The following is a 23691-nucleotide window of genomic DNA, read 5'->3' as shown; positions in this document are numbered from 1 at the left end:
CGCTCCTCCTAGGCTCTCCCTAACGGGCGATTCCGTCGAACATCAGCGCGACGACGGCACGAATCCACCGGTCACGCAGGCGGCGGCGTAGCCCTTGCGGGCAAAGATCGAGTGGGCCGCGTCGAGGATGGACTCCCGGCGGTTAGGGTCAGCGGTACGGGCCATAAATGAATGACACGTCATTCCCTTAACCCGCGCAACCCTCTGCGATGGTGCGTGGCAACGGATGTCGCGGGGTTGACCTGGATCGATGGATGCGAGAAGCCGTCACGGCTGACGCCATCCGCCAAAAGTCCCACCAAAGCCCGAGCGCGGCATCATCCGTGTGCTCTCCAACGCGCCGGACGGCCCGCTCAACCCTGCCCCTGTGCGGGCAGGATGATCGATAGCGCATGCGGGCGACCTTCGCACATATGTGCCGACAGGCGGTGCCTGCCGCGCCGCCCCGGGGTGTGGCCCGGCCTCTTGCAATGCATCAATCGAAGCCGATAGCCCAGCCGCACGACCACGGCCGCGGCGATGAGAAAGTGGCACTACGCAAGCAGACAGCCCAAGCGAACACCGCGTCGACGAACTGCGGCGGGGTGACTAAAGCGACGGGGACTGGGACTGCACCAGATCACTGAGGCCCAAGCTGGCTCAACTCTGCGAGAAGGGCTCGGGAGATGGCTCAGGTCATTGGGAATGGCTCAGGTCAGATGAGAAGTGACAGCCACCAGGCCAGGTCACTGCCGCCGTATGTCCTGATTCGATAATATACATTATGTCAAGTAGTGCGGTGGGGGGCCTCCTCCGTGAGGGGGCGGCGCTGGCATCGGCCGGCGGCGAGCCATGATCGCGTAGCACTTTCCGACTGCGACGTCGGCGTGTCGTCTCGGAAATTGCTACCCGATCATGAGGGCGGCGAAGGCCGGCTAGCTGTGCTGTCCAGGGAGGTTGGTCGAGGTTGTGTGACGACCTGATCTAGATCCTGGACGGGTGAAGGCCTCCGGTTGTGGAGTGGAGCTGTCTAGGAACCGCTCCGGCAACCAGGAGGCCTTCGTGCTCCACCGTAATGCTGCTTTGACTCCACGCGCGCGTCTGCGGCTGGCGCGTCTGATCATCGACGAACGCTGGCCGGTCGCCCGGGCCGCCGAACGCTATGACGTGTCCTGGCGCACGGCGAAACGATGGGCCCAGCGTTACGCCGAGCAGGGCGAGGCCGGGATGCAGGACCGCTCGTCACGCCCGCACCACAGCCCGGCCCGGACACCGCGACCGGTGGTCCGCAAGATCGTGCATCTGCGGTGGAAACAGCGACTGGGCCCAGTGCAGATCGGCGGGCGGCTCGGGATACCGGCCTCGACCGTGCATGCGGTGCTGACCCGCTGCCGGCTCAGCCGGCTCAGCCGGCTCAGCCATCTCGACCGGGTCACCGGCGAACCCGTCCGGCGTTACGAACACGACCGGCCCGGGGCGATGCTGCACGTCGACGTCACCAAGTACGGCAGCATTCCTGACGGCGGCGGCTGGCGCTACGTCGGCCGGGTCCAAGGCCGACGCAACCGTGAGGCCACAGCCGGACGCACCGGAGCCCGCAGCAAAACCTACGAACCGCAGATCGGTACCGCGTTCGTGCATACCGTCATCGACGACCACTCCCGCGTCGCATACGCCGAGATCCGCGATGACGAGAAAGCCGCGACCGCGATCGACGTGCTGCGCAACGCCGTCGCCTGGTTCACCGCCCGGGGCGTCACCGTCGAACGCGTGCTGTCGGACAACGGCTCGGCCTACAAATCCTTCGCCTGGCGTGATGCCTGCACCGCGCTGGGCATCCGGCCGAAGAAGACCCGCCCCTACCGGCCCCAGACCAACGGAAAAGTCGAGCGCTTCCACCGCACCCTGACCGACGGGTGGGCCATCGCCCGCTTCTACAACAGCGAACAAGCCCGCAGGAAGGCCCTACCGGCCTTCCTGCATCACTACAATCACCACCGGCCTCACTCAGCCATTGGCGGCCTACCACCCATCACCAGGTTGACCAACGTCCCTGGACAGCACAGCTAGCTCGGCCCCGACGGAGAACCACTGCACCTGCCGCTAGGCGTCCACCAATACCGGCCCGTTGGGCACGACATCATCGGCACTGCTGCACCTGTAGCGGCGGCGAGCCGGGCCGAGTCCCGGAGTTCGCCACTCCCTCGGCTGGGACGCCACCTCGCGTCCCTGCTCACGGGCGGCGCCGCCCCTGCCGAACTGCTCGCCGGACACCGCAACTCGACCCGAGCCGAGTGCGATCCCTCGGCCTGCGCCGCTCCCCTCTCCCCACGGCTGGCCCTGAACCCGAGAAACCTGCATAATATGCCTTATGCATCATAAACGGGACGAATCGGTAGGGCGGCTCATCGAGGAGTTCCTGACGGCGCGGGCCACCCGCAAGCCCTCCCCCCACACGCTGGAGGCGTACCGGCGGGACCTGCGGGCCGTCGCCGCCCTGGTCGGCGAGGACGCCACTCCCCTCCCCCTCGACCAGGTGATGATCTCGGACCTCTCCCCCCGGGTGATGCGTGCCGCGTTCGCCCGGTTCGCCGCTCCCCGGGCGGCGTCCTCGGTGCACCGCGCCTGGTCCAGTTGGAACAGTTTCTTCACGTTCCTGGTGGCCGAGGGGGTGGTGGCGGGCAATCCGATGCCGGCGGTGGGCCGGCCGCGCGCTCCGCTCCCCCAGCCCAAGCCATTGCGGGGCGAGGACACCCCGGAGGAGTTGCTCGCCTCGGTCGCCCGGGAGGACGGCCGGCAGCGGGACCCGTGGCCGGAGCGGGACGTGGCGGTGCTGGCCCTGGCGCTCTGCGCCGGGCTGCGCCTGTCGGAGCTGCTGGCACTGCGGGTGTCGTCGCTGACCGGGCGGGCCGGCGAGCGGCGGGTGGACGTGGCCGGCAAGGGCGGCCGGCCGCGGGTGGTGCCGGTGGAACCGGAGTTGGACCGGGTGCTGGCGGCCTACCTGGACAGTCGGGCGCGGCGGTTCGGGTCGCGCAGCGTACGGCCGGATTCGCCGTTGCTGGTGGACCGGCGGGGTGAGCCGCTGCGCCGGGGTGGGCTGCAGTACCTGGTGGACTCCTGCTACCGGCGGGCGGGCATCGGTGACCGGGTGCCGCGCGGCGCGCGGCTGCACGCGTTGCGGCACACGTTCGCGACGCGGTTGGCCGAGGACGGGGCGAGTGCCGCGGAGATCATGCGGTTGCTGGGGCACGCGTCGTTGGCGTCGTCGCAGACGTACATCGAGGTGACGGCGGGTCAGCAGCGGGCGGCGGTGCGGTCGAACCGCACCAACCGCGCGTTGGCGGGGCTGGTGCCGCTGTCGTTCGATCCCGCGAGTTGACCGGGGCGTCGGGTCACAGGCCGGTGCAGGGGGTGCCGTCGATCGTGCAACCCTCGGGTGCCCTGGTGCGCGGGTCCGGGTTGCGGACGTCGAAGGTGATGGTCTGCGACTGTCCGGCCGGCACGGGTGCGCCGGTGAAGGTGACGGCCCGACCGTCCTGCTGCCAGTTGGCTCCCTGCGCGTTGGTGATGGTGCCGCCCTCGGCCAGGGTGACGACGAGGGTCCAGCTCTTCGCCGCCGGGCCGTCCGGGTTGTCGAGCACCACCTGGCCGGTGTAGCCGAAGAGCCGGGTAGCGGTGGTCTCGTAGCGGGCGGTCATGGTGGCGGCGCTCGGGGCGGCGGAGGTGGGTGTGCGCGACGGGGTGGCGGTGGGGGTCCGGCTGGTGGGGCGCGGGGTGCTACGAGCGGCGGCGGCGGAGGTGGGCCGGGAGCTGCGGCTGGTCCGGGGCGCGGCACTGTCGTTGGTGGCGCCGGCGGTGGGTGGTGGGGGCAGCGGGGCCGGTGCGGCGGTCTGCTCGCCGCCGGGCAGCAGGGCCGAGAGGGCGGCGCCGGTGGCGAGGGTCGCGGTGGTCACGGCCGCGACGATCACCAGCCGGCGTCGGCGGTCGGCCGGTGCGGGTGCGCGGCCGGACAGGACGATGGCGGGCAGCTCGGCGGTCGGCGGGTCCTCGCCGCGGCGCAGGTCGACCTGCTGGAAGGCGAGCCAGTCGAGGATGGCGGGGAGCCGTCCGGTCAGGATCTGCTGGTAGCACCGCTCGCGGTGGTCGCGGTCCTCGGCGGGCCAGGTGCCGTGTTCCATGGTTTCCTGGACCGACAGTCGGCAGCCGTCGGCGGTGCGGGTGATGGTGCAGGTGAGCTGGGTGCGGCGATCGCCTTCCCGGCATTCCAGGACGAGCAGCTCGGGTGCCCGCTGGTCGGTCACCTCGGCGTCGACGGCGGCGTGGAAGCCGGGCAGCCCCGCGGTGTGCAGCAGCAGCCGTTGCGGTGCCTGCGTGACCGTCTCAGTCTCGGTGAACCAGCGGCTGAGCAGCTGCGGGTTGGTCAATGCCTGCCAGACCCGGTCGCTGGGGTGCGACAGGTCAACCTGGGCGCTGATCTCGATCACGGCGAGACTGTACGGGTTGCGGCGGGTGGCCGCACGGGGGCGGGTCCCCGTCCTGACAGGATCGTCGGTGTGCGGGTGGATGCGGCGCGGGCGGTGCTGGTCTGGCTGCGCGGGTGGTGGGCGGTGGCGGATGCGGTCCGCGCCGGCGGTGTGGCAGGCTGAGGGTGGACGCGACTGGCGGCACGGGGATGGGTGAACCATCGGGGAGCTCGTCGCGGGGGTCGACCGCCTGGGCCTCCGCGGACGAGGTGAGCCATGTCTGTTTCCACTTCCCCGACGACTGCGACGGCCCGGCTGCTGCCCGGTAAGCCGGTGGCGGAGAAGATTCTGGCGGAGGTCGCCGAGCAGGTGGCGGCGTTGCGTGCGGCGGGGGTGACGCCGGCGTTGGCGACGGTGCTGGTGGGTGACGACGACGCGAGCGCCGGGTACATCCGGATCAAGCAGCGTCAGGCGGCGGAGTTGGGTTTCGCGTCGCCGCATGTGCATCTGCCGGCGTCGGCCTCGCAGCAGGATCTACACCGGGTGCTGGCGGATTTCAACGCCGACGCGGGGGTGCACGGGGTGCTGGTGCAGCATCCGATCCCCGGTCATCTGGACTATGACCGGGCGTTGGACGTCCTCGACCCGGACAAGGACGTCGACGGCATGCACCCGGTGAACATGGGCCGGTTGGCGTTGGGTCTGCCGGGGCCGTTGCCGTGTACGCCGGCGGGGATCGAGGCGTTGCTGGCGTACCACGGGGTGCCGGTGTCGGGTCGTGAGGTGGTGATCCTGGGTCGGGGGGCGACGCTGGGGCGGCCGTTGGCGATGCTGCTGGCGCAGAAGCGGCCGACGGCGAACGCGGCGGTGACGGTGGTGCACACCGGGGTGGCGGACTGGCCGCGGTACACGCGGCGGGCGGAGATCCTGGTGGCGGCGGCGGGGGTGCCGGGGATCGTGCGGCCGGAGCACGTGCGCCCGGGCGCGGTGGTCGTCGGTGGTGGGGTGCGCTACGAGGGGCGGCGGTTGCTGCCGGACGTGGACGAGTCGTGTGCCGAGGTGGCGGGGGCGATCACGCCGCGGGTCGGCGGGGTGGGTCCGACGACGGTGGCGATGTTGTTCCGCAACGCGGTGCGGGCGGCGCAGCGGGCCGTCGGGCAGGGCTGAGGCTGCGGCGGCGGCGCCGGGGTCGGGTCGCCGCCGCCGGGTCAGCCGAGGTCGACGACGAGGGGCCGGTGGTCGGAGATCGTCGACAGGGGTGTGTCGACGGCGGTGACCGGGGGCAGCCGGTCCAGGCCGTGCCGGTCGGCGAGGATGTGGTCGAGTTGCACGCGGGGCGCGGCGGCCGGGTAGGTGGGGCGGCGGCCCAGCGGCCGCCAGCCGCTGAGCAGTCGGGCCGCGCCGGCGGGCAGGTTGAGGTCGCCGAGCAGGATCCGCGGGGCGGGCAGGGTGCGCAGCGCGCGTACGACGCGGCGCAGCTGGTGGGCGTTCCAGCCGGGGACGAACGACAGGTGGGTGGCGGCGACGGTGAGTGGCCCGTGCGGGGTGTCGAGGATCGCGGCGAGCACGACGCGGGGTTCGTCGCGCAGCAGGACGAGGCCGCCGCCGGGGCCGGGGACGTAGATCGGGGACCGTACCGGGGCGGGGCGCAGTCGGGTGACCTGCCAGGAGCGGACGGGGTGTCGGCTGACCAGGCCGACGCCGTAGCAGGGTTCGCCGTGGCCGTCGTCGTCGTGGCGCAGGGGGCGGAACTGTTCGCCGGGGGTGCCGACGACGGCGGCGGCGAAGCGGTGTTCGGGGGCGTCGAGGGCGCGGGCGGCGATGGCGGTGAGGTCGAGGTTGCCGCTGCGGGACTGGTCCCGGTCGACCTCCTGCAGGGCGAGGATGTCGGCGTCGAGGGTCTGCACCGCGGCGGTGAGCCGGTCGGGGTCGACCAGGCCGTCGGTCAGGGAGCGGCCGTGTAGCAGGTTGAACGTCGCCAGGCGCACTCCTGCACCCTACGTCGCCGTGGCACAGTTGCCCGATGGTCAAGGCGTTGCTCTGTTCGATGCTGGTGTTCGTGGCGGTGGCCTCGGTGGGGCTGTGGCTGCGTCGCCGGCGCGGTCGGTGAGGGGGTCGCCGGCCGGTGAGGTCGGCCACAGGGTGGCGCGGCGGGCTGGGGCGGGTGGGCAGAATGGCCGGCCGTGGATCCCCTGTCGCTGACCACCCTGCTCGCCGCGGCCGCAATGGCCGGTTGGGTCGACGCGGTGGTCGGTGGTGGTGGTCTGTTGCTGCTGCCGGCGTTGCTGGTGGCCGCGCCGGGGGTGCCGGTGGCGACGGCGTTGGGCACGAACAAGCTGGCCGCGATCTTCGGTACGTCGACGGCGGCGGTGACGTACGCCCGGCGTACGAAGATCGACTGGATGGTGGCGGGGCCGTCGGCGGGGCTGGCGGTGTGCTGCGCGGGTGTCGGGGCGGCGCTGGCGGGGGCGGTGCCGGCGGGGGCGTACCGGCCGGTGGTGCTGGCGGTGCTGGTGTCGGTGGCGTTGTTCGTGGTGTTCCGGCCCCGGTTGGGGGTGGTGGCGGTGCCGGCGCGGCGGACCCGGCTGCGGGTGGTCGCGGCGGTGGCGGTGGCCGGGGTGGGCATCGCCCTGTACGACGGTCTGATCGGCCCGGGTACGGGCACGTTCCTGGTGGTGGCGTTCACGGCGCTGGTGGGCGCGGACTTCGTGCACGGTTCGGCGATGGCGAAGGTGGTCAACGCGGGCACGAACCTGGGGGCGCTGGTGGTGTTCGGGGCCACCGGTCACGTGTGGTGGCTGCTGGGGGCGGCGATGGCGGTGTGCAACATCGCCGGAGCGGTGGTGGGGGCGCGGATGGCGTTGCGCCGGGGCGCCGGGTTCGTGCGGATCGTGCTGCTGGTGGTGGTGTTGGCGCTGGTGGCGAAGCTCGGCTACGACCAGTGGCGGGCGGGTTGAGCGTCGTGACGGGAGGTGGCTGACCCGATGCCGGTACGGGCCGAACACGACCGCGCCGCCCTGGCGGCGCTGCTGCGCCGCGATCCGGTGCTGCACGCCTACCAGTTGGGCGACCTGGACGACTTCTTCTGGCCGTACACGTCGTGGTTTCGTCGTGGCGAGCAGGTGGCGCTGCTCTACCACGGGGTGACACCGCCGGTGCTGCTCGCGTTCGCCGGGCCCGACGGCCGGCCGGAGCTGGCGGCGCTGCTGGCCGACCTGGCGCCGATGCTGCCCGCCCGCCTGTACGCGCACCTGTCCCCCGGTCTGGAGGAGGTGCTGGGCGGCTGGTTCGCGTTCGACCCGGCCGGGGCGCATCTGCGGATGGCGTTGACCGACCCGGCCGGGCTGGCCACGGTCACCCCGGCGGGTGAGGTGCTCGGGGAGGCCGACCTGCCGGCGCTGCGCGCCCTGTACGCGGTGGCGTATCCGGGCAACTGGTTCGATGCGCGGATGCTCGCCACCGGCCAGTACGTGGGGATCCGGCAGGCGGGTGAGCTGGTCGCGGTGGCCGGGGTGCACGTCTGGTCGCCCACCTACCGGGTGGCCGCGCTGGGCAACGTCACCACCCATCCCCGGGTACGCGGGCAGGGTCTGGCCGCGGCCGTGGTCGCCGCGCTGTGCGGGCGGCTGCGCGGCCACGTCGATCACGTCACCCTCAACGTCAAGGCCGACAACGTCGCCGCGGTGCGGCTCTATCGACGGCTCGGCTTCAGCCGGGTCGCCGACTTCGGCGAGTACACCCTGACTGCGGTGACAGACAGCATGTCCAGCCGCCACGCCGGGTCAACAACCCGACCCTGAGCTGGGCCTGTGTCGGACGGGCGGCGGCCCCTCGGACCCCTAGCGTCTCCTGGCAGAGGCCGCGTCGTGACGCGGCGGAGCCGAAGGAGCACAGATGGCAGTGACATCAGTACGGGGTCGAAGTCGGTTGGCGGTCCTCACCGCCACCGTGGCGGCCCTGGTGGCGGTGACGGGCGCGCCGGCGCTCGCGGCGCCGGGCGTCGACCCGGCCGTGGTGGACCGGGACGCCGATCCGGGCGCGAGCATCGACATCGCCAAGGTGGTCGCCACCCCGCCGATCCCGCCGAAGCCGGACGTGGTGCTGCTGGTCGACACGACCGGCAGCATGGGCACCGTCATCGGCGACGTGCAGGCCAACCTGCAGCAGGTCATCGACAACGTGCGGTCGGTGCAGCCGAGCGCGCAGTTCGCGGTGGCCTCCTACCGGGACGAGAGCGACGGCGCGGAGCTGTTCCGGGTCCGGCAGAACCTCACCGACGACGCGACCGCGTTGCAGAACGCGGTCAACGGGCTGTCCGCCGGCGGCGGCGGGGACACCCCCGAGGCGTGGGTGAACGCCCTGTTTCAGGTCTCCGACGGTGGGATCGCCTACCGCTCGGGCAGCAGCCGGATCGTGGTGCTGGTCGGCGACGCCCCCAGCCACGACCCGAGCGCCGGGCACACCCTGGCGCAAGCGACCTCGGCTCTGCAGGCCGACGAGGCGAAGGTTCTGGCGGTCAGCGTCAGCGGCGGCGGTGGCGGCCTGAACGTCAGCGGGCAGGCCGGCGCGGTGGTCGCCGCGACCGGCGGCCAGCTGGTCGGCAGCGCCCCGGAGACCGTCACCGACGCGATCCTCAGCGGGCTGCGGGATCTCGACGTCACCGTCACCCCGACGGTGACGTCCTGCGACCCGGGGCTGACCGTCACCTTCGACGCGGCCTCGCGTACCCAGCAGAGCGGCACGAACGTGCCGTTCGCCGAGACCGTCACGGTGGCCGGGAACGCCCCGCAGGGCGCCACCCTGCACTGCACGGTGGACTTCCTGCTCAACGGGCTCTCCGGCGGGCCGGCGTTCGTCGAGCAGATCAGCGTCACGGTCAACGACGTCACCCCGCCGGTGGTGGTCGTGGACGACCGGACCGTCGAGGCGACCAGCCCCGCCGGCGCGGTCATCACCTACCCGGCCTCGGCGACCGACAACGTCGACGGGCCGCTCACGCCGACGTGTGTGCCGCCGTCGGGCAGCACCTTCCCGCTCGGTGCCACCACGGTGACCTGCACCGCCACCGACGCGGCCGGCAACACCGGCAGCGACACCGCGACGATGCGGGTGGTCGACACCACCGCGCCGGCCACGGCGTGCGTGCCGACGAACAACCCGAGCGGGGGCAACATCCCCGGCTCGTACAACCCGGACGGGTTCTACCAGCTCACCTCGACCGACATCGTCGACACGGCGGTGGACGTCTACATCGCTGACAGCGCCGACCCGGCGGTGAAGTTCGGTCCGTTCCCCGCCGGCACCAAGATCAAGCTGGTGCAGGCGCCGGGTGCCCAGTCCCGGGTCAAGGACGGCACCGGCGACGTCGACTACAAGGTGACGCTGCGCGGCGACGCGGTGATCACCGGCGTGGACAACGTCGGCAACAGCTCCACGGCGACCTGCCTGGTGGCCCCGCCGCCGAAGTGACCTGCGGCTGATCGGGTGCGGGGGTGGCCGTCGGCCGCCCCCGCATTGTCAGCGGTGCCGGCTGGGCGAGTTGTCAGCGGTGCCGACTGGGCGAGTCGAACCGGCCGGCGCGGATCTCCCGCAGCGCCCGGCGGCGTACGTCGCCGGACAGGGTGTCGACGTAGAGGCGGCCGCGCAGGTGGTCGGTCTCGTGCTGCAGGGCGCGGGCCAGGAAGCCGCTGCCGGAGATGGTCAGCGGCTCGCCGTGCCGGTCGAAGCCGTGCACGGTGGCGTGCATCGCCCGGCGGGTCGGGAAGTACAGCCCGGGGATGGACAGGCAGCCCTCGTCGTCGTCCTGCGTCTCGTCGGAGAGCTCGATGCTCGGGTTGATCATGTGTCCGCGGTGGCCGTCGGCGTCGTAGACGAACACCTGGGCGCTCACCCCGATCTGCGGCGCGGCCACGCCGGCCCGGCCGGGCGCGCCCAGCAGGGTGTCCATCAGGTCGTCGACCAGGTGCTGCAGCTCGGCGTCGAAGCTGGTCACCGGCTCGCAGGCGGTGCGCAGGACGGGATCACCGATGATCCTGATGGGGCGTACGGTCATGCCGGAAAGGCTATCCGTGCCTCACGGCCGGCGGTGGCGCACCCCGGTCAGCGCTCGCCGACCAGGACGGCGACGCCGTCGAGGATGCGCGCCAGGCCGAACTCGAAGGCCCGCAGGGGGTCGCCGGCCGCCTGGTACTCCTGCCCGGCGGCGGTGCCCACCCGGGCGGCGGTGGGGAACCGCTGCGGGTCCATCACCTTCTCCAGGTACGGTGCGTGCGCCCGCCACCACTGCTCGTCGGTCATGCCGGTGCGCTGTGCGGCCTGGGCGGCCTCCACCGCGCCGCGCACCGCGCCGTGGACGTACCCGTCGACGAGGGTGACCACGGCGTCCATCTCCAGGTCGGTCAGGCCGATGCCCTCGACCGCGCGCAGTTCGTACTCGTACTTGGCGGTGACGTTGGGGCCCAGGGGTGGGCGGGTGGTGGCGACCTGCAGCAGCCAGGGGTGGCGCAGGTAGAGCGCCCAGTTCTCCCGGGCGATCTGCTCCAGCCGGCCGCGCCAGCCGCCGGGGACCTCGGCGGGCCGGGCGGTCTCGCCGTAGACGGTGTCGAGCATGACGTCGAGCAGTTCGCCCTTGCCGGGCACGTGGGTGTAGAGCGACATGGTGCCGACTCCCAGGCGCTCGGCGACGCGGCGCATGGACAGCGCGACCAGTCCCTCGGTGTCGGCCACCTCGATGGCCGCCCGCACGATCCGGTCCACGCTCAGGTCGCCGCCGCGGCGGCTGGCTTTCTCGCTGGTGCGCCAGAGCAGGGCGAGGCTGCGCGCGGGGTCCCCGGTGCCGCTGTACTCGACGCTCATGCCGTCACCCTACCGACCTGCGTACCGTATGGTGTACGGTACGGCGCACGGTAACGGGGAGAGGAGCGTGCCCATGCGACGCCACGCACCGGTCATCGAGGCCGAAGGACTGCGCAAGCGCTACGGCGACACCGACGCCCTCGCCGGGGTGGACCTGACCGTGGCCGGCGGCACGGTCTGCGCGGTCCTCGGTCCCAACGGCGCCGGCAAGACCACCATGGTGCGGATCCTGACCACCCTGCTGCGCGCCGACGCCGGCACCGCCCGGGTCGCCGGCCACGACGTGCGCCGGCACCCTGACCGGGTCCGCGCCCAGATCGGCCTGGTCGGCCAGCAGACCGCCGTCGACGAGGTGCTCGGCGGACGGCAGAACCTGGTGCTCTTCGGCCGGCTGCACCACCTCTCCCCCGCCCGGGCCCGCGCTCGCGCCGACGAGCTGCTGGTCCGCTTCGGCCTCGCCGACGCCGGTGACGAGCCGGTCGGGACGTACTCCGGGGGGATGCGCCGCCGGCTGGACCTGGCCGCCGCGCTGATCCTCGACCCGCCGGTGCTGTTCCTCGACGAACCCACCACCGGCCTCGACCCGCGCGCCCGTGGCGCCGTCCGCGACGCCGTCCGCGCGCTCGTCGCCGCCGGCACCACCGTCCTGCTCACCACCCAGTACCTGGAGGAGGCCGACCAGTTGGCCGACACGATCAGGGTCGTCGACCACGGCCGCATCATCGCCGCCGGCAGCCCCGACGACCTCAAGTCCGCCCTCGGCGGCGACCGGGTCGACGTGGTGCTGCACCACCCCGGCGACCTGACCCGCGCCGCCGAGGTCATCGGCGCGGCCACCGCCACCGCACCCCGCGTGGCCCCGGACGAGCTGCGGGTCAGCGTCACCACCACCGACCGGGTGAGCGCGCTGTCCGCCGTGCTGCGCGCCCTGGCCGACGGACGGCTGGAGGCCGCCGACGTGGCCGTGCGCCGACCCACCCTCGACGAGGTGTTCCTGCACCTCACTGCCGGCCAGGACGAGGTGACAGCGTGAGCACGCCGGCCCTGGCGCTGCACCGGGCCCGCTGGGCGCTCACCGACGCGGCCACCCTGACCGGGCGGGCCCTGGCCCACTGGGCGCGGCAACCCGGCCCGGTGATCGTCGCCCTGCTCTTCCCCGTGCTGCTGGTGTTGATGTTCGGCTACCTGCTCGGCGGGGCGATGGTGGTGCCCGGGGGCGGTGACTACCAGGAGTTCCTGCTGCCCGGCATGTTCGCCATGACCATGCTCTTCGGGGTGGAGGCCACCTACACGGCGGTGGCCACCGACGCCGCCCGCGGCGTCACCGACCGGTTCCGCTCCCTGCCGATGGCCCGCTCCGCGGTGGTCACCGGGCGGGCCGTCGCCGACCTGCTGCACGCCGTCGTCGCGCTGGCCGTCATGCTCGGCTGTGGCGCGCTGGTCGGCTGGCAGTGGCACCTCGGCGCCGGCCGGGCCCTCGCCGCCGTCGGGCTCCTGCTGCTGCTGCGCGCGGCGATGGTCGTCCTCGGCATCCACCTGGCGCTGCTGCTGCGCGCGCCGGAGTCGGTGGCCGTACTGCAGATCCTGGTCTGGCCGCTGGGCTTCGCCTCCAACGTCTTCGTCGCCCCGGACACCATGCCCGGCTGGCTGGCCGCCGTCGCCCGGTGGAACCCGCTGTCGGCCACCGCGGCGGCCTGCCGGGAGCTGTTCGGCAACCCCGGCTGGGGCGGCGAGTCCTTCGCCGCGCAGCACGCCGTCGCCCTGGCGGTCGCCTGGCCGCTGCTGCTGATCGCCGTCTGCGCACCGCTGGCCGTGCGCCGCTGGCGGAACCTGAGCCGGTGAGCGCACCGATGTGACCGGAACGGACCATCCCGGGGCCGCGCAGCGGTGGTCGGGTGCGCTGCCGGGCTCGTCAGTAGCGGCCGTCGGTGGACGTCACGGCGGCGACCGGGCGCTCGCCGCGTTCGCGGGCGGCGAAGTCGTCGAGGATGGCCTCGGTGGCGGTCGCGACGCCCGCGTCGCGGCGGGTCGCCCACGCCGACCCGGGGACCTCGATGCCGGCGGGTCCGGCACGCCTGACGGGCCAGCGGCTGCGGTCCGGGACGACGGGCGGCCCGAGGAGTCGTTCGGGGCGCTGTCGAGCTGATGACGCCAACGAATCACCGAGGGTCGCGATGCCGGCGCGGGTCGCCTGCGTCATCAGGATCGACAACACGGATGTCCCCGCGGTGAGTCACTCACGTCATCAGCTCTGTAGGCCCGGAACGCCCCCGCCTGGACGTTCGCGTGAGTCACATGCGTCATCAGCTCTGCAGCGCCCGGATGGCCCGCCGAAGCGTCGGCGTGAGTCGCTCATGTCATCAGCTCCACAGCGCCCGCAACGCCCCGGCGACGGTGACGGCAGCCCTGCTGCCGCGCGGGGCCCGGCGTCAGCCGGTGGCGAGCAGGGCGCGTACCGGGGCGGCCTTGGCGGCCGCCTCGGCGACCTCGGCGTCCGGGTCGCTGTCCCAGGTGATGCCCCCGCCGGCCCAGACGTGCAGCCGGTCGGCGTCGGCGGCCACGGTGCGGATGGTCAGGCCCAGGTCGAGGCGGCCCGGGCCGACCCAGCCGAGCGCGCCCATGCTGGCGCCGCGCCCGACGGGTTCCAGGGCGGCGATCCGGGCCAGGGCGGCGAGCTTCGGCGCGCCGGTGACCGACCCGCCGGGGCAGGTCGCCCGCAGCAGGTCCGCCAGGCCCAGCCCGTCGGCCACCGCCGCGGACACGGTCGACTCGGCCTGCCACAGGTCGCACCAGCGGCGCACCGCGAACAGCTCGTCCACCCGCACCGACCCGGTGCGCGCCACCCGGGCCAGGTCGTTGCGTTCCAGATCGACGATCATCACGTGTTCGGCGCGTTCCTTGGCCGAGGCGAGCAGTTCGTGGCGCCCGGCGGCGGTGGCGGGACGGGTGCCCTTGATCGGTCGGGTGATCACCCGGCCGTCGGTCACCTCGACCAGGGTCTCCGGGGAGGCGCAGCCGATGGCCCAGCCGTCGCCGTGCAGAGTGCCGCCGTAGCGGGCGCCGGGCAGTGCGCCGAGCCGGGACAGCGCCGGTCGCGGGTCGCCGAGGTAGCGGGCGGCGGCGTGCCCGACGACGTTGACCTGGTACACGTCGCCGCGGGCGATGGCGGCGCGGACCGCGGTGACGGCGTCGGCGTGCTGCCGGGGGGTCCAGCTCTCCCGCCAGTCGCCCAGCCACCAGCCGGGGCCGGGCCGTGCGCCGCGCGCCGGCGGTGCGGTCGGGGACGGTTGGTGACCGTAAACGACCACGGCCAGCTCCGGCAGGGCCGGCGCCGGGGTGGACGCGCCGGGCGGAGCGCCGATCATGCGGGCGCCGGCGGCGGCGGAGACGTACAGGGCGGCGCCGCAGACGCCGGTCGGCTGGTGGGTGGCCGGCCGGGCCAGGTCGGTCAGGTCGAGCCCGTGCGCGGCGAGGAACTGCTCGGCCAGTGTGGCCGGGTCGCCGCCGTCGGCCGGGCGCCACTCGTACCGGGCGCGCTCGACGAGCACGCCGCGGCACGACGGCGGCGCGCCGGGTACGTCGATCAGCGGTCGTGGGAGCGTTTCCACGCCGGTTGGCCCATTCTTCCTCATCCGTTCAGTGGATTTCCGGGGAACATGACCGATGCCTGCTCGATTCCGCGCGCTCGACCTTGGTACTGTGCGTCACTGGTCATGTGAACCATGACACAGTGCCCCCACAGTCCGGAGAACCCGATGTGCCAGCACCAACCCACCTGCCCCTCCGCCGAGGCGACCGACCGCGAAGCCGCCCGCGTCATCGCCTGCTTCCGTGAGCAGGGCTGGAGCCTGCTCTGCAACGGTGTCATCGTCTTCGAGGACACCGGCGAACTGCTCCCCGACGGCAGCACCATCGCCCCGCACCGCGGGCCCGCCCGCCACGCTCTCGTCGCCTAAGTTGACCACGCTCCGTCACAGGAGCAGGTCAACGGCACCAGGCTAGTCCCCCGGCCCGGGACCGCCCTCCCCAGGACCCGCCGGCCGGGGCGGCACGACGTCCGCCCCGGCGCAGCGTACGGGTCACTCCTCGAAGGCCTCCGGCGACGGGCACGAGCAGACCAGGTTCCGGTCGCCGTACGCCCCGTCGATCCGCCGCACCGGCGGCCAGTACTTGCCCGCCCGGTCCACCCCGGCCGGGTACGCCCCGACCGACCGCGGGTACGGGTGCGGCCACGAGTCCCCGGCGACCATCGCCGCGGTGTGCGGGGCGTTGGCGAGCGGGTTGTCCCCGGCCGGCCACTCCCCGGCACCCACCTTGTCGATCTCCGCGCGGATGGCGATCATCGCGTCGCAGAACCGGTCCAGCTCGGCCAGGTCCTCGCTCTCGGTCGGCTCCACCATCAGCGTCCCCGCCACCGGGAACGACATCGTCGGCGCGTGGAAGCCGTAGTCGATCAGCCGCTTGGCCACGTCGTCCACGCTCACCCCGGTCGCCTTCGTCAGCGGCCGCAGGTCCAGGATGCACTCGTGCGCCACCAGGCCCTTGTTGCCGGCGTACAGCACCGGGAAGTGGTTGCGCAGCCGCGCCGCCACGTAGTTCGCCGCCAGCACCGCCACCCCGGTCGCCCGGGTCAGCCCCTCGGCGCCCATCATCCGCAGGTACGCCCACGGGATCGGTAGGATCCCCGCCGAGCCGTACCGCGCCGCCGAGATCGCCGGCCGGCTGTCGACGTGCGCGCCGAGCGGGTCGCCCGGCAGGAACGGCGCCAGGTGCGCCCGCACCGCCACCGGACCCACCCCGGGGCCACCGCCGCCGTGCGGGATGCAGAACGTCTTGTGCAGGTTCAGGTGCGACACGTCCGCCCCGAACTTGCCGGGCTTGGCGAACCCGACCAGGGCGTTGAGGTTCGCCCCGTCGACGTACACCTGGCCGCCAGCGTCGTGCACCTTCGCGCACAGCGACGCGATGCCCGTCTCGTACACGCCGTGCGTCGACGGGTACGTCACCATGATCGCCGCCAGGGCGTCCCGGTGCTTGTCGATCTTCGCGTCGAGGTCGACCAGGTCGACGTTGCCGTCGTCGTCGCAGGCCACCACGACCACCCGCATGCCGGCCATCACCGCGCTCGCCGCGTTGGTGCCGTGCGCCGACGACGGGATCAGGCACACGTCGCGGTGCCCCGCGCCCCGGGAGGCGTGGTAGGAGCGGATGGCCAGCAGCCCCGCCAGCTCACCCTGCGATCCCGCGTTGGGCTGCACGCTGACCGCGTCGTAGCCGGTCACCTCCGCCAGCCACGACTCCAGCTGGCCGATCATGTCCCGGTACCCGGCGGTCTGCTCATCCGGCGCGAACGGGTGCACGTGCGCGAACTCCGGCCAGGTGATCGCCTCCATCTCGGTGGTGGCGTTCAGCTTCATCGTGCACGAGCCCAGCGGGATCATGCCCCGGTCCAGGGCGTAGTCGAAGTCCGACAACCGCCGCAGGTAGCGCAGCATCGCCGTCTCGGAGTGGTGGGTGCGGAACACCGGGTGGGTGAGGAAGTCCGAGGTGCGACGAAACTCGACCGGCAGCGCCCCACCTGCGGGTCCGTCGTGGGCGGGCACGCCGAACGCCGCCCACACCGCCGCGAGGTGCTCGGCGGTGGTGGTCTCGTCGCACGAGATCCCCACCCGGTCGGCGTCGACCAGCCGCAGGTTGACCCGCCGGTCGGCGGCCGCCGCGACCACCTCGGCCGCCCGGCCCGGCACGGTCACGGTGACGGTGTCGAAGAACGCGACGTCCGCGACGTCGACGCCGCCGGCGCGCAGCCCGGCCGCGAGCCGCGCCGCCATGTCGTGGGTACGCCGGGCGATCGCCCGCAGCCCGTCCGGGCCGTGGTACACGGCGTACATGCCGGCCATCACCGCCAGCAGCACCTGCGCGGTGCAGATGTTGCTGGTCGCCTTCTCCCGCCGGATGTGCTGCTCGCGGGTCTGCAACGCCAGCCGGTACGCCGGGTTGCCGTCGGCGTCGCGGGACACCCCGACCAGCCGGCCGGGCAGCATCCGCTCCAGACCGGAGCGGACGGCCAGGTAGCCGGCGTGCGGCCCGCCGAAGCCCATCGGCACCCCGAAGCGCTGGGTGGTGCCCGCGGCGATGTCCACGCCGATCTCTCCCGGCGGGCGCAGCAGCGTCAACGCCAGCAGGTCCGCCGCGACGGTGACCAGCGCCCCCACCGCGTGCGCCGCGGCCACCAGGTCGGCGTGGTCACGGACCGCGCCGGACGCGCCCGGGTACTGCAGGTGCAGGCCGAAGAACTCCCCCGGCAGCTCGTCGCGCTCGACGTCGAGCACCCGCACCTCGATGCCCAGCGGCTCGGCGCGGCTGGTGATCACCGCGATGGTCTGCGGCAGGGTGTCGGCGTCGACGACGTACACCGGGCTCCTGCTCTTCGACGCGCGGCGGGCGAGGGTCATCGCCTCGGCCGCGGCGGTGCCCTCGTCGAGCATCGAGGCGTTCGCGGTGGCCAGGCCGGTCAGATCGGTGACCATGGTCTGGAAGTTCAGCAGCGCCTCCAGCCGGCCCTGGCTGATCTCCGGCTGGTACGGCGTGTACGCCGTGTACCAGGCCGGGTCCTCCAGCACGTTGCGGCGGATCACTGCGGGGGTGTGGGTGCCGTGGTAGCCCAGGCCGATCATCGACACCGCGACGGTGTTGCGGGCGGCCAGGGCGCGCAGCTCGGCGATCGCCTCCCGCTCGGTGGCCGGGTCGGGCAGGTCCAGGGTGCCGTGCCAGCGGATCACCTCGGGGATCGCCGCGTCCATCAGCTCATCGATCGAGCCGTAGCCGACGGCCTCCAACATCCGGCGCTCGTCACCCGGATCGGGGCCGATGTGCCGGTCGGCGAACTTCTCTACGGTCATGCGCGGCGCTCCTGCGGGGGCGAGGTCGACAGGTCGGCCTCCCCCTGAGTCGCACCCGAAGACGCTCCACAGTGCCTGCCCCCGCGGTCCTTTTGCCTGAGAGGTTCCGGGGAGGATATGCCCCTTCGGCGCCGCCCAATTGCCGTTTGGGCGGTCTCTCCCGCGTGGGTGGTACCGGCATGGTCAACGCTACCAGCGCCGGTGTTGCCGGCAGATCGCGTACCCCCGCCGGCCGCGTCGCCGCTCCCGGCCGGGGGTCAGAGCGTGGCGGCGGCCACCGCCGCCGGCCGGGCGCCGTCCGCCGGCACCCGCGCGCACACCGCGCCGGTGACCCGGTCGGCCAGCGCGGGCAGCAGCAGCCCCAGCGGCGCGTCGACGGTCATCGCCGCGTACCCGTCGCCGCGGGTCGGGCCCTGGTTGGCGATCACCACCGGGATGCCCAGCTTCGCCGCCCGCAGCACGAACCGCCGCCCCGACATCACCGTCAACGACGAGCCGAGCACCAACAGCAGCCGCGCCGCGCCCACCATCGCGAAGCAGTGCGACACCCGCGGCGCCGGGACCGTCTCCCCGAAGAACACCACGTCCGGTTTCAGCATCCCCGTGCCGCAGAACGTGCAGTCGACCGTGCGGAACCCGGCCACCTGCTCGTCGGCGAGCTCCACGTCACCGTCGGGGTTGACCGCCCCGACCGCCGCGTCGAACCCCGGGTTCGCCTCCCGCAGCCGGCGGTCCAGCTCCTCCCGCGAGGTGCGGTTGCCGCAGTCCAGGCACACCACCTCGTCGAGGCGGCCGTGCAGTTCCACCACCTGCGGGCTGCCCGCCGCCGTGTGCAGCCCGTCGACGTTCTGGGTGATCACCCCGTCGACCAGCCCGGCGTCCTGCAATCGGGCCACCGCCCGGTGCCCGTCGTTCGGCGCCGCCCGGGCGATCATCCGCCACCCCAGGTGGCTGCGCGCCCAGTACCGCCGCCGCGCCAGCGGGTCCCGGGTGAACGTCTGATAGGTCATCGGGCTGTGCCGGCGGGCCGCGCCGCTGGGCCCCCGGTAGTCGGGGATGCCCGACTCCGTGGACAGCCCCGCCCCGCTCAGCACCACGACACCACCACCGGCGACCAGGCCGGCGAGCGCGTCGATCGTCTCCGTCACCCGTCCATGCTGCCTCAACGCCACCCCGGGCGGCGAGCGTCAGCCGGTGACCCTCGTCGCCGGCTAGTGGTGTCCATTAACGTTCGCCGGGTTGGCTGCTGCCGGGTTTTGTCGTACCCGTGGGGTTGGGTGTGTTTGTGCCTCGTCGTCGGGATCCCACCGCCCCTCGGGTCGTGTATCGCACGGCTCGTGTAGCTCTGCGGGTGACGGCGGGGCAGCGGCGGCGGTGTTTCGCATTGCTGCGCTCGGCCGGTGACGTGTGGGCGTGTGTCCTGGAGGCCAACGCGTGGCGGCGCCGCCGCGGTGATGCACCGCTGGTGGGCTATCAGGAGTTGTGCCGGGAGTTGTCCGGGTCGGGGCCGGGCACGTTCGGCGAGTTGGACAGCACGGGTGCCCGGTCGGTGTTGCGGCGGTTCTCCGATGCGTGGTTCGCGGCGGCGAAAGCCCGCCAGGATGGTGACCTGTCGGTGCGGTTTCCGCGTCGTCGGCGGGCGTTGATGCCGGTGCGCTGGTATCACGGCACCTTCACCCTCCAGGGCTGTCGGGTTCGCCTTCCCACGGCCAGGGGCACGTCGCCGTTGTGGGTCAGGCTGGCGCGGGAGGTGCCGTACCCGTCCGAGCAGGTCCGCTCGGTCACCCTGCTGTGCGAGGGCGGCCGGCTGTTCCTGGACGTGAGCGCCGAGGTGCCGGTGGCGACCTATCCGGCGGGTGAGGGGCCGGATCCGGGCCGGGTCGCCGGGGTGGATCTCGGTGTGATTCACCCGTACGCGGTGGCTGGCCCGGACGGTGAGGGGTTGTTGGTGTCGGGGCGGGCTGTGCGCGCCGAGCACCGCATGCATTTGGCCGACAGCAAGGCCCGCCGCCGCGCCGTGGCCCGCCGCGCACCGAAGCCGGGTCAGCGGGGGTCGCGGCGGTGGCGCCAGCACCGACGCCGCGCCCGCCTGGTGGAGGGCCGGCACCGGCGTAGGGTCCGTCAGGCCCAGCACGAAGCCGCCGCCACGGTCGTGTCCTGGGCGGTGCGTCGGCGGGTGGGTGTGCTGCATGTCGGTGACCCGCGCGGGGTGTTGGACATCGCGGCGGGGCGGCGGCACAACCTGCGGCTGCGGCAGTGGCAGATCGGCCGGCTCCTGCAGATCCTCACCGACAAGGCCACCTTGGCCGGCATCACCGTCCGGTTGGTTGACGAGCGGGGAACCTCGTCCACCTGCCCTGTCTGTCACCGCCGGGTGCCGAAACCGCGCGGGCGGAGCCTGTCCTGCCCGCACTGCCAGTTCTCCGGGCACCGCGACGTGGTCGCGGCCGCCAGCATCGCCACCCGCAGCCCGGGCGGCGGACCCACCACCCCGGCAGCCGTCGTGCTGCCCGAGGTGCTCACGCACCGTCGAGCCGGCCGGCACCTGCCCGGTGCCGGTCGGTCCCGGCGTGATCCCCGCCGCCCCGCGATGACGGCGCGAGGATCAGTTGGCCCGCGGAGGCCCGCCCCACCACCAGGTGGGGAGTCGCTCGCCCACACGGCGAGGATCCACAACGGTGCATCGGAAACCCGGTGAACGTTAGTGGGCACCGCACTAGGTTGGCAGGTGTGCGCGTCGTCATCGCCGGAGGCCACGGCAAGATCGCCCTCCTGCTGGAACGGGAACTGGCCGGCCGGGGCGACCGCGCCGTCGGGTTGATCCGCAACCCCGACCACGCCGCCGCGCTGCGCGCCGTCGGCGCCCACCCCGTCCTGGCGGACCTGGAACACGCCGGCGTCGACGAGATCGCCGAGCACCTCACCGGCGCCGACGCCGTGGTCTTCGCCGCCGGCGCCGGCCCGGGCAGCGGCGCCGCCCGCAAGGACACCGTCGACCGGGCCGCCGCCGTCCTGCTCGCCGACGCCGCCCAGGCCGCCGGGGTACGCCGCTACCTGCTCGTCTCCTCCATGGGGGTGCAGGACCCGCCGGCGGCCGGCACGGACGAGGTGTGGGCGGCGTACCTGCGCGCCAAGAAGGCCGCCGAGGACGACCTGACCCGCCGCGACCTGGACTGGACGGTGCTGCGACCCGGCCGGCTCACCGACGACGCGCCCACCGGCCGCATCCACCTCGACCGGCGCGTGGCGCGCGGCGCGGTCACCCGCACCGACGTGGCCCGGGTCCTCGTCGCGCTGCTCTACCACCCGGGCAGCGCCGGGCGGATCCTCGAACTCGTCGACGGGGAAACCCCGATCGGTGAGGCCGTCGCCGCCGCCGCGCCGCCGCACCCCGCGTAACCGATCGCCCCGGCGCCGCCGCGCGGCAGTCAGTCGAGGCAGAACTCGTTGCCCTCGGGGTCGGCCATCACGACGTGACCGGCGCCGAGCGGGGGCGCCGGCTCGTGGCGGCTGACCCGGGTGGCGCCGTGGCCGGTGAGCCGCTCGGCCTCCGCCTCCAGGGCCGCCATCCGCGCGTCGCCCTCGAGCCCGGGGGCGGCCCGCACGTCGAGGTGCACGCGGTTCTTGGCCTGCTTGCCCTCCGGCACCCGCTGGAAGAACAGCCGCGGCCCGGAGCCCTCGGGGTCGACCAGCGCCGAGGCGTCGTTGCGCCGCTCGGGCGGCACGCCCATCGCCTCCAGGGCCTGCTCCCACGACTCGAAGCCCCCGGGCGGGTCCTGCAACCGGTAGCCGAGGGCCTCGGCCCAGAACGCCGCCAGTCCGGCCGGGTCGGCGCAGTCGAAAGTGATCTGTACGTCGCGGGCCATCTCAGCTCGCCTCCTGTCGGGTCCGCTGGTCAGTGTGCAGGTAGAGGTCGCGCAGCAGGCACACCTCGGCCAGATGGTGGATCAGCTCGCGGTTGATGTGCAGCACCAGCGCTGCCATCGGATGCTCGGCGTACGGTCCCTCCGCCTTGCCGCACGGGCGGGCGAGGCCGGTGTCGCCGAGGGACTCGACCCCGGCCAGCCACGTGGCGTACTCCGTGTCGAGCTGGGCCAGCGCCCCGGCCGCGGTCGGGGCGTACTCGAACGACTGGTAGTCGGTGGGCGCGCGACCGAAGTGCGCGGCGTTGCGCACCGCGAGCACGCCGACGATGACGTGCCCGAGTCGCCACGCGATCGTCGTCAACGGCGGCGGGTCGGGCTCCGGCATCGCGAAGTCGATCCTCAGCGCCGCGGACCCCGCCTGCACCGGTGCGGCGCCGGTGCCGCGCGGACGCACGCTCCAGCAGCCGGGCGCCGGCTCCCAGAAGTACTCGTCGTCGGTGAGCCCGTCGAGGCGATCGCGCAGCTGGCCGGTCCAGTGCCCGGCGAGCTGGTCCCGGAGCAGGAGATTCCAGTTCTGGTCGGTCATGGTCACAGCCTCCCCCGGATAGCGGACAGGAACGTTCCGTGATCCGTGCGACGATGCGCGGGTGACCGTCGAGGCGACGACCGAGCGGGTGCTGCGGTTGCTGGCGCTGCTGCAGCGGCGGCCGTCCTGGACCGCCACCGAACTCGCCGCCGAGCTGAAGGTCACCGACCGCTCGGTGCGCCGCGACGTGGAGCGACTGCGCGCACTCGGCTACCCCGTGCACGCCACGGCGGGCGTCGGCGGCGGCTACCAGCTCGGCGCGGGTACCCGGCTGCCGCCGCTGCTCCTCGACGACGAGGAGGCCATCGCGACGGCGGTCTCCCTGCGGATGGCGTCGGGCGGCACGGTCGCCGGAGCGGGTGAGGCGGCACTGCGGGCGCTCGCGAAGCTCGACCAGGTGATGCCGGCCCGGCTGCGCGCCGAGGTGCGGGCGGTGCACGGCGCCACCGACACCCTCGTCGGCCCCGGCGTCCAGATCGACGCGGAGCTGCTGGTGACGCTCGCGCGGGCCTGCCGCGACGCCGTGCGGGTGCGGTTCCGGTACGCCGGCCGCGACGGCGCGGCACGCGAGCGCACGGTCGAGCCGGTGCGGATGGTCACCACCGGCCGCCGCTGGTACCTGATGGCTCGCGACGTCGACCGCGACGACTGGCGCACCTTCCGGCTGGACCGGATGCACGAGCTGGCGGCGACGACCTGGCGCTTCCGGGCGAGGGAGCATCCGGACCCGGTCGCCTACGTGCAGCGCTCCGTGACCGAGGCGCCCTACCGGTATCTCGCCCGGATCCGGGTGCACGCCCGACCCGACCGGGTACGGGAGCTGGTGCCGCCCCAGGTGGGCCGCGTCGAGGACGACCGCGACGGATGGTGCGTGCTCGTCGTCGGCGGGGACCACCTCGACTGGCTCGCCGCGCAGGTGGCCCGGCTGGGCTTCGAGGCGGAGGTGCTGGAGCCGCCGGAGCTGCGCCAGGCCGCCGCCCGGCTCGCCCGCCGCCTCGCGGCTATCGCCGGGGCCGGCTGACCGACCCGGGCAGTCCCTG

The 23691-nt window shown here is 73.5% G+C and carries 23 protein-coding genes and 2 riboswitches; of the genes, 12 read left to right on the top strand and 11 right to left on the bottom strand.

Annotated elements, in window-relative coordinates; genetic code table 11:
* Positions 1-42: 42 nt before the first annotated feature.
* On the bottom strand, positions 43-165 hold the full coding sequence (locus tag V6U89_RS22790; protein WP_334573371.1) for a hypothetical protein: 123 nt from the start codon (positions 163-165) through the stop codon (positions 43-45).
* A gap of 876 nt (positions 166-1041) precedes the next feature.
* Here V6U89_RS22790 and V6U89_RS22785 point away from each other — a divergent pair.
* Positions 1042-2049, top strand: coding sequence for an IS481 family transposase (locus V6U89_RS22785; protein WP_334573423.1), 1008 nt, complete (start codon positions 1042-1044; stop codon positions 2047-2049).
* A gap of 301 nt (positions 2050-2350) precedes the next feature.
* A complete protein-coding gene (locus tag V6U89_RS22780) occupies positions 2351-3358 on the top strand; it encodes a tyrosine-type recombinase/integrase (RefSeq protein WP_334573370.1) in 1008 nt (335 codons plus the stop codon).
* Between the two features lie 13 nt (positions 3359-3371).
* On the opposite strand, the gene V6U89_RS22775 is transcribed toward V6U89_RS22780, so the two are convergent.
* On the bottom strand, positions 3372-4463 hold the full coding sequence (locus V6U89_RS22775) for a cellulose binding domain-containing protein (RefSeq protein ID WP_334573369.1): 1092 nt from the start codon (positions 4461-4463) through the stop codon (positions 3372-3374).
* 165 nt (positions 4464-4628) lie between these two features.
* Positions 4629-4705: riboswitch (ZMP/ZTP riboswitch) on the top strand.
* A gap of 13 nt (positions 4706-4718) precedes the next feature.
* On the opposite strand from V6U89_RS22775, the gene V6U89_RS22770 reads away from it, so the two are divergent.
* Positions 4719-5609: a bifunctional 5,10-methylenetetrahydrofolate dehydrogenase/5,10-methenyltetrahydrofolate cyclohydrolase gene (locus V6U89_RS22770; protein ID WP_334573368.1), complete on the top strand. Its 891-nt coding sequence runs from the start codon at positions 4719-4721 to the stop codon at positions 5607-5609.
* Between the two features lie 41 nt (positions 5610-5650).
* Here the strand turns inward: V6U89_RS22770 and V6U89_RS22765 are convergent, their stop codons facing one another.
* Positions 5651-6430: an endonuclease/exonuclease/phosphatase family protein gene (locus V6U89_RS22765; RefSeq protein WP_154936897.1), complete on the bottom strand. Its 780-nt coding sequence runs from the start codon at positions 6428-6430 to the stop codon at positions 5651-5653.
* Positions 6431-6625: 195 nt separating this feature from the next.
* On the opposite strand from V6U89_RS22765, the gene V6U89_RS22760 reads away from it, so the two are divergent.
* The 3 genes from V6U89_RS22760 to V6U89_RS22750 all read left to right on the top strand — a co-directional run bounded on the left by V6U89_RS22760 (position 6626) and on the right by V6U89_RS22750 (position 9911).
* Positions 6626-7399 carry a sulfite exporter TauE/SafE family protein gene (locus V6U89_RS22760; RefSeq protein WP_334573367.1) on the top strand — a complete coding sequence of 258 codons (774 nt, stop codon included), beginning with the start codon at positions 6626-6628 and terminating at the stop codon, positions 7397-7399.
* 27 nt (positions 7400-7426) lie between these two features.
* A complete protein-coding gene (locus V6U89_RS22755; protein ID WP_334573366.1) occupies positions 7427-8242 on the top strand; it encodes a GNAT family N-acetyltransferase in 816 nt (271 codons plus the stop codon).
* A 94-nt stretch (positions 8243-8336) separates the two neighbouring features.
* Positions 8337-9911 (top strand): VWA domain-containing protein, encoded by a 1575-nt coding sequence (locus V6U89_RS22750; protein ID WP_334573365.1) that lies wholly within the window; start codon positions 8337-8339, stop codon positions 9909-9911.
* Between the two features lie 73 nt (positions 9912-9984).
* On the opposite strand, the gene def is transcribed toward V6U89_RS22750, so the two are convergent.
* Positions 9985-10494, bottom strand: a complete 510-nt coding sequence (def, locus tag V6U89_RS22745; protein WP_334573364.1) for a peptide deformylase — start codon at positions 10492-10494, stop codon at positions 9985-9987.
* A 47-nt stretch (positions 10495-10541) separates the two neighbouring features.
* A complete protein-coding gene (locus V6U89_RS22740) occupies positions 10542-11297 on the bottom strand; it encodes a TetR/AcrR family transcriptional regulator (protein ID WP_334573363.1) in 756 nt (251 codons plus the stop codon).
* 73 nt (positions 11298-11370) lie between these two features.
* Here V6U89_RS22740 and V6U89_RS22735 point away from each other — a divergent pair, with 73 nt between their 5' ends.
* The gene (locus tag V6U89_RS22735) at positions 11371-12330 is read left to right on the top strand and encodes an ATP-binding cassette domain-containing protein (RefSeq protein ID WP_334573362.1); all 960 of its coding nucleotides are present in this window, start codon (positions 11371-11373) and stop codon (positions 12328-12330) included.
* Positions 12327-13139, top strand: coding sequence for an ABC transporter permease (locus tag V6U89_RS22730; RefSeq protein WP_334573361.1), 813 nt, complete (start codon positions 12327-12329; stop codon positions 13137-13139). Before V6U89_RS22735 ends, V6U89_RS22730 begins: the two co-directional genes overlap by 4 nt.
* A gap of 70 nt (positions 13140-13209) precedes the next feature.
* On the opposite strand, the gene V6U89_RS22725 is transcribed toward V6U89_RS22730, so the two are convergent.
* Both V6U89_RS22725 and V6U89_RS22720 read right to left on the bottom strand, forming a co-directional pair.
* Positions 13210-13497 carry a hypothetical protein gene (locus V6U89_RS22725; RefSeq protein ID WP_334573360.1) on the bottom strand — a complete coding sequence of 96 codons (288 nt, stop codon included), beginning with the start codon at positions 13495-13497 and terminating at the stop codon, positions 13210-13212.
* 229 nt (positions 13498-13726) lie between these two features.
* Positions 13727-14929, bottom strand: coding sequence for a chorismate-binding protein (locus tag V6U89_RS22720; RefSeq protein WP_334573359.1), 1203 nt, complete (start codon positions 14927-14929; stop codon positions 13727-13729).
* 123 nt (positions 14930-15052) lie between these two features.
* Between V6U89_RS22720 and V6U89_RS22715 the strand changes: the two genes are divergently transcribed.
* Entirely contained in the window at positions 15053-15253 is a 201-nt protein-coding gene (locus V6U89_RS22715; RefSeq protein WP_088962150.1) for a DUF5999 family protein, read from the top strand.
* A gap of 123 nt (positions 15254-15376) precedes the next feature.
* Here the strand turns inward: V6U89_RS22715 and gcvP are convergent, their stop codons facing one another.
* Positions 15377-18199 (bottom strand): aminomethyl-transferring glycine dehydrogenase, encoded by a 2823-nt coding sequence (gene gcvP, locus V6U89_RS22710; RefSeq protein WP_334573358.1) that lies wholly within the window; start codon positions 18197-18199, stop codon positions 15377-15379.
* A 74-nt stretch (positions 18200-18273) separates the two neighbouring features.
* Positions 18274-18372, bottom strand: a riboswitch (glycine riboswitch).
* An 84-nt stretch (positions 18373-18456) separates the two neighbouring features.
* Positions 18457-19347 carry an NAD-dependent protein deacetylase gene (locus tag V6U89_RS22705; protein ID WP_334573357.1) on the bottom strand — a complete coding sequence of 297 codons (891 nt, stop codon included), beginning with the start codon at positions 19345-19347 and terminating at the stop codon, positions 18457-18459.
* Between the two features lie 203 nt (positions 19348-19550).
* Here V6U89_RS22705 and V6U89_RS22700 point away from each other — a divergent pair, with 203 nt between their 5' ends.
* A complete protein-coding gene (locus V6U89_RS22700; protein ID WP_334573356.1) occupies positions 19551-20897 on the top strand; it encodes an RNA-guided endonuclease InsQ/TnpB family protein in 1347 nt (448 codons plus the stop codon).
* Between the two features lie 32 nt (positions 20898-20929).
* Positions 20930-21598 (top strand): NAD(P)H-binding protein, encoded by a 669-nt coding sequence (locus V6U89_RS22695; RefSeq protein ID WP_334573355.1) that lies wholly within the window; start codon positions 20930-20932, stop codon positions 21596-21598.
* 29 nt (positions 21599-21627) lie between these two features.
* Here V6U89_RS22695 and V6U89_RS22690 read toward each other — a convergent pair whose 3' ends face one another.
* Both V6U89_RS22690 and V6U89_RS22685 read right to left on the bottom strand, forming a co-directional pair.
* Positions 21628-22065 carry a VOC family protein gene (locus V6U89_RS22690; protein WP_334573354.1) on the bottom strand — a complete coding sequence of 146 codons (438 nt, stop codon included), beginning with the start codon at positions 22063-22065 and terminating at the stop codon, positions 21628-21630.
* Between the two features lies 1 nt (position 22066).
* The gene (locus V6U89_RS22685; protein WP_334573353.1) at positions 22067-22651 is read right to left on the bottom strand and encodes a DinB family protein; all 585 of its coding nucleotides are present in this window, start codon (positions 22649-22651) and stop codon (positions 22067-22069) included.
* 61 nt (positions 22652-22712) lie between these two features.
* On the opposite strand from V6U89_RS22685, the gene V6U89_RS22680 reads away from it, so the two are divergent.
* Complete coding sequence (locus tag V6U89_RS22680; protein WP_334573352.1) at positions 22713-23672, top strand: helix-turn-helix transcriptional regulator; 960 nt, start codon at positions 22713-22715, stop codon at positions 23670-23672.
* The last annotated feature ends 19 nt before the right edge of the window (positions 23673-23691 follow it).

Origin of the sequence: Micromonospora sp. CPCC 206171 (assembly GCF_036906755.1) — a bacterium.
Taxonomy (GTDB): Bacteria; Actinomycetota; Actinomycetes; order Mycobacteriales; family Micromonosporaceae; genus Micromonospora; species Micromonospora purpureochromogenes.
Note: the sequence above shows the minus strand (reverse complement) of the source record. Positions and strands in the feature narration are given on the sequence as shown.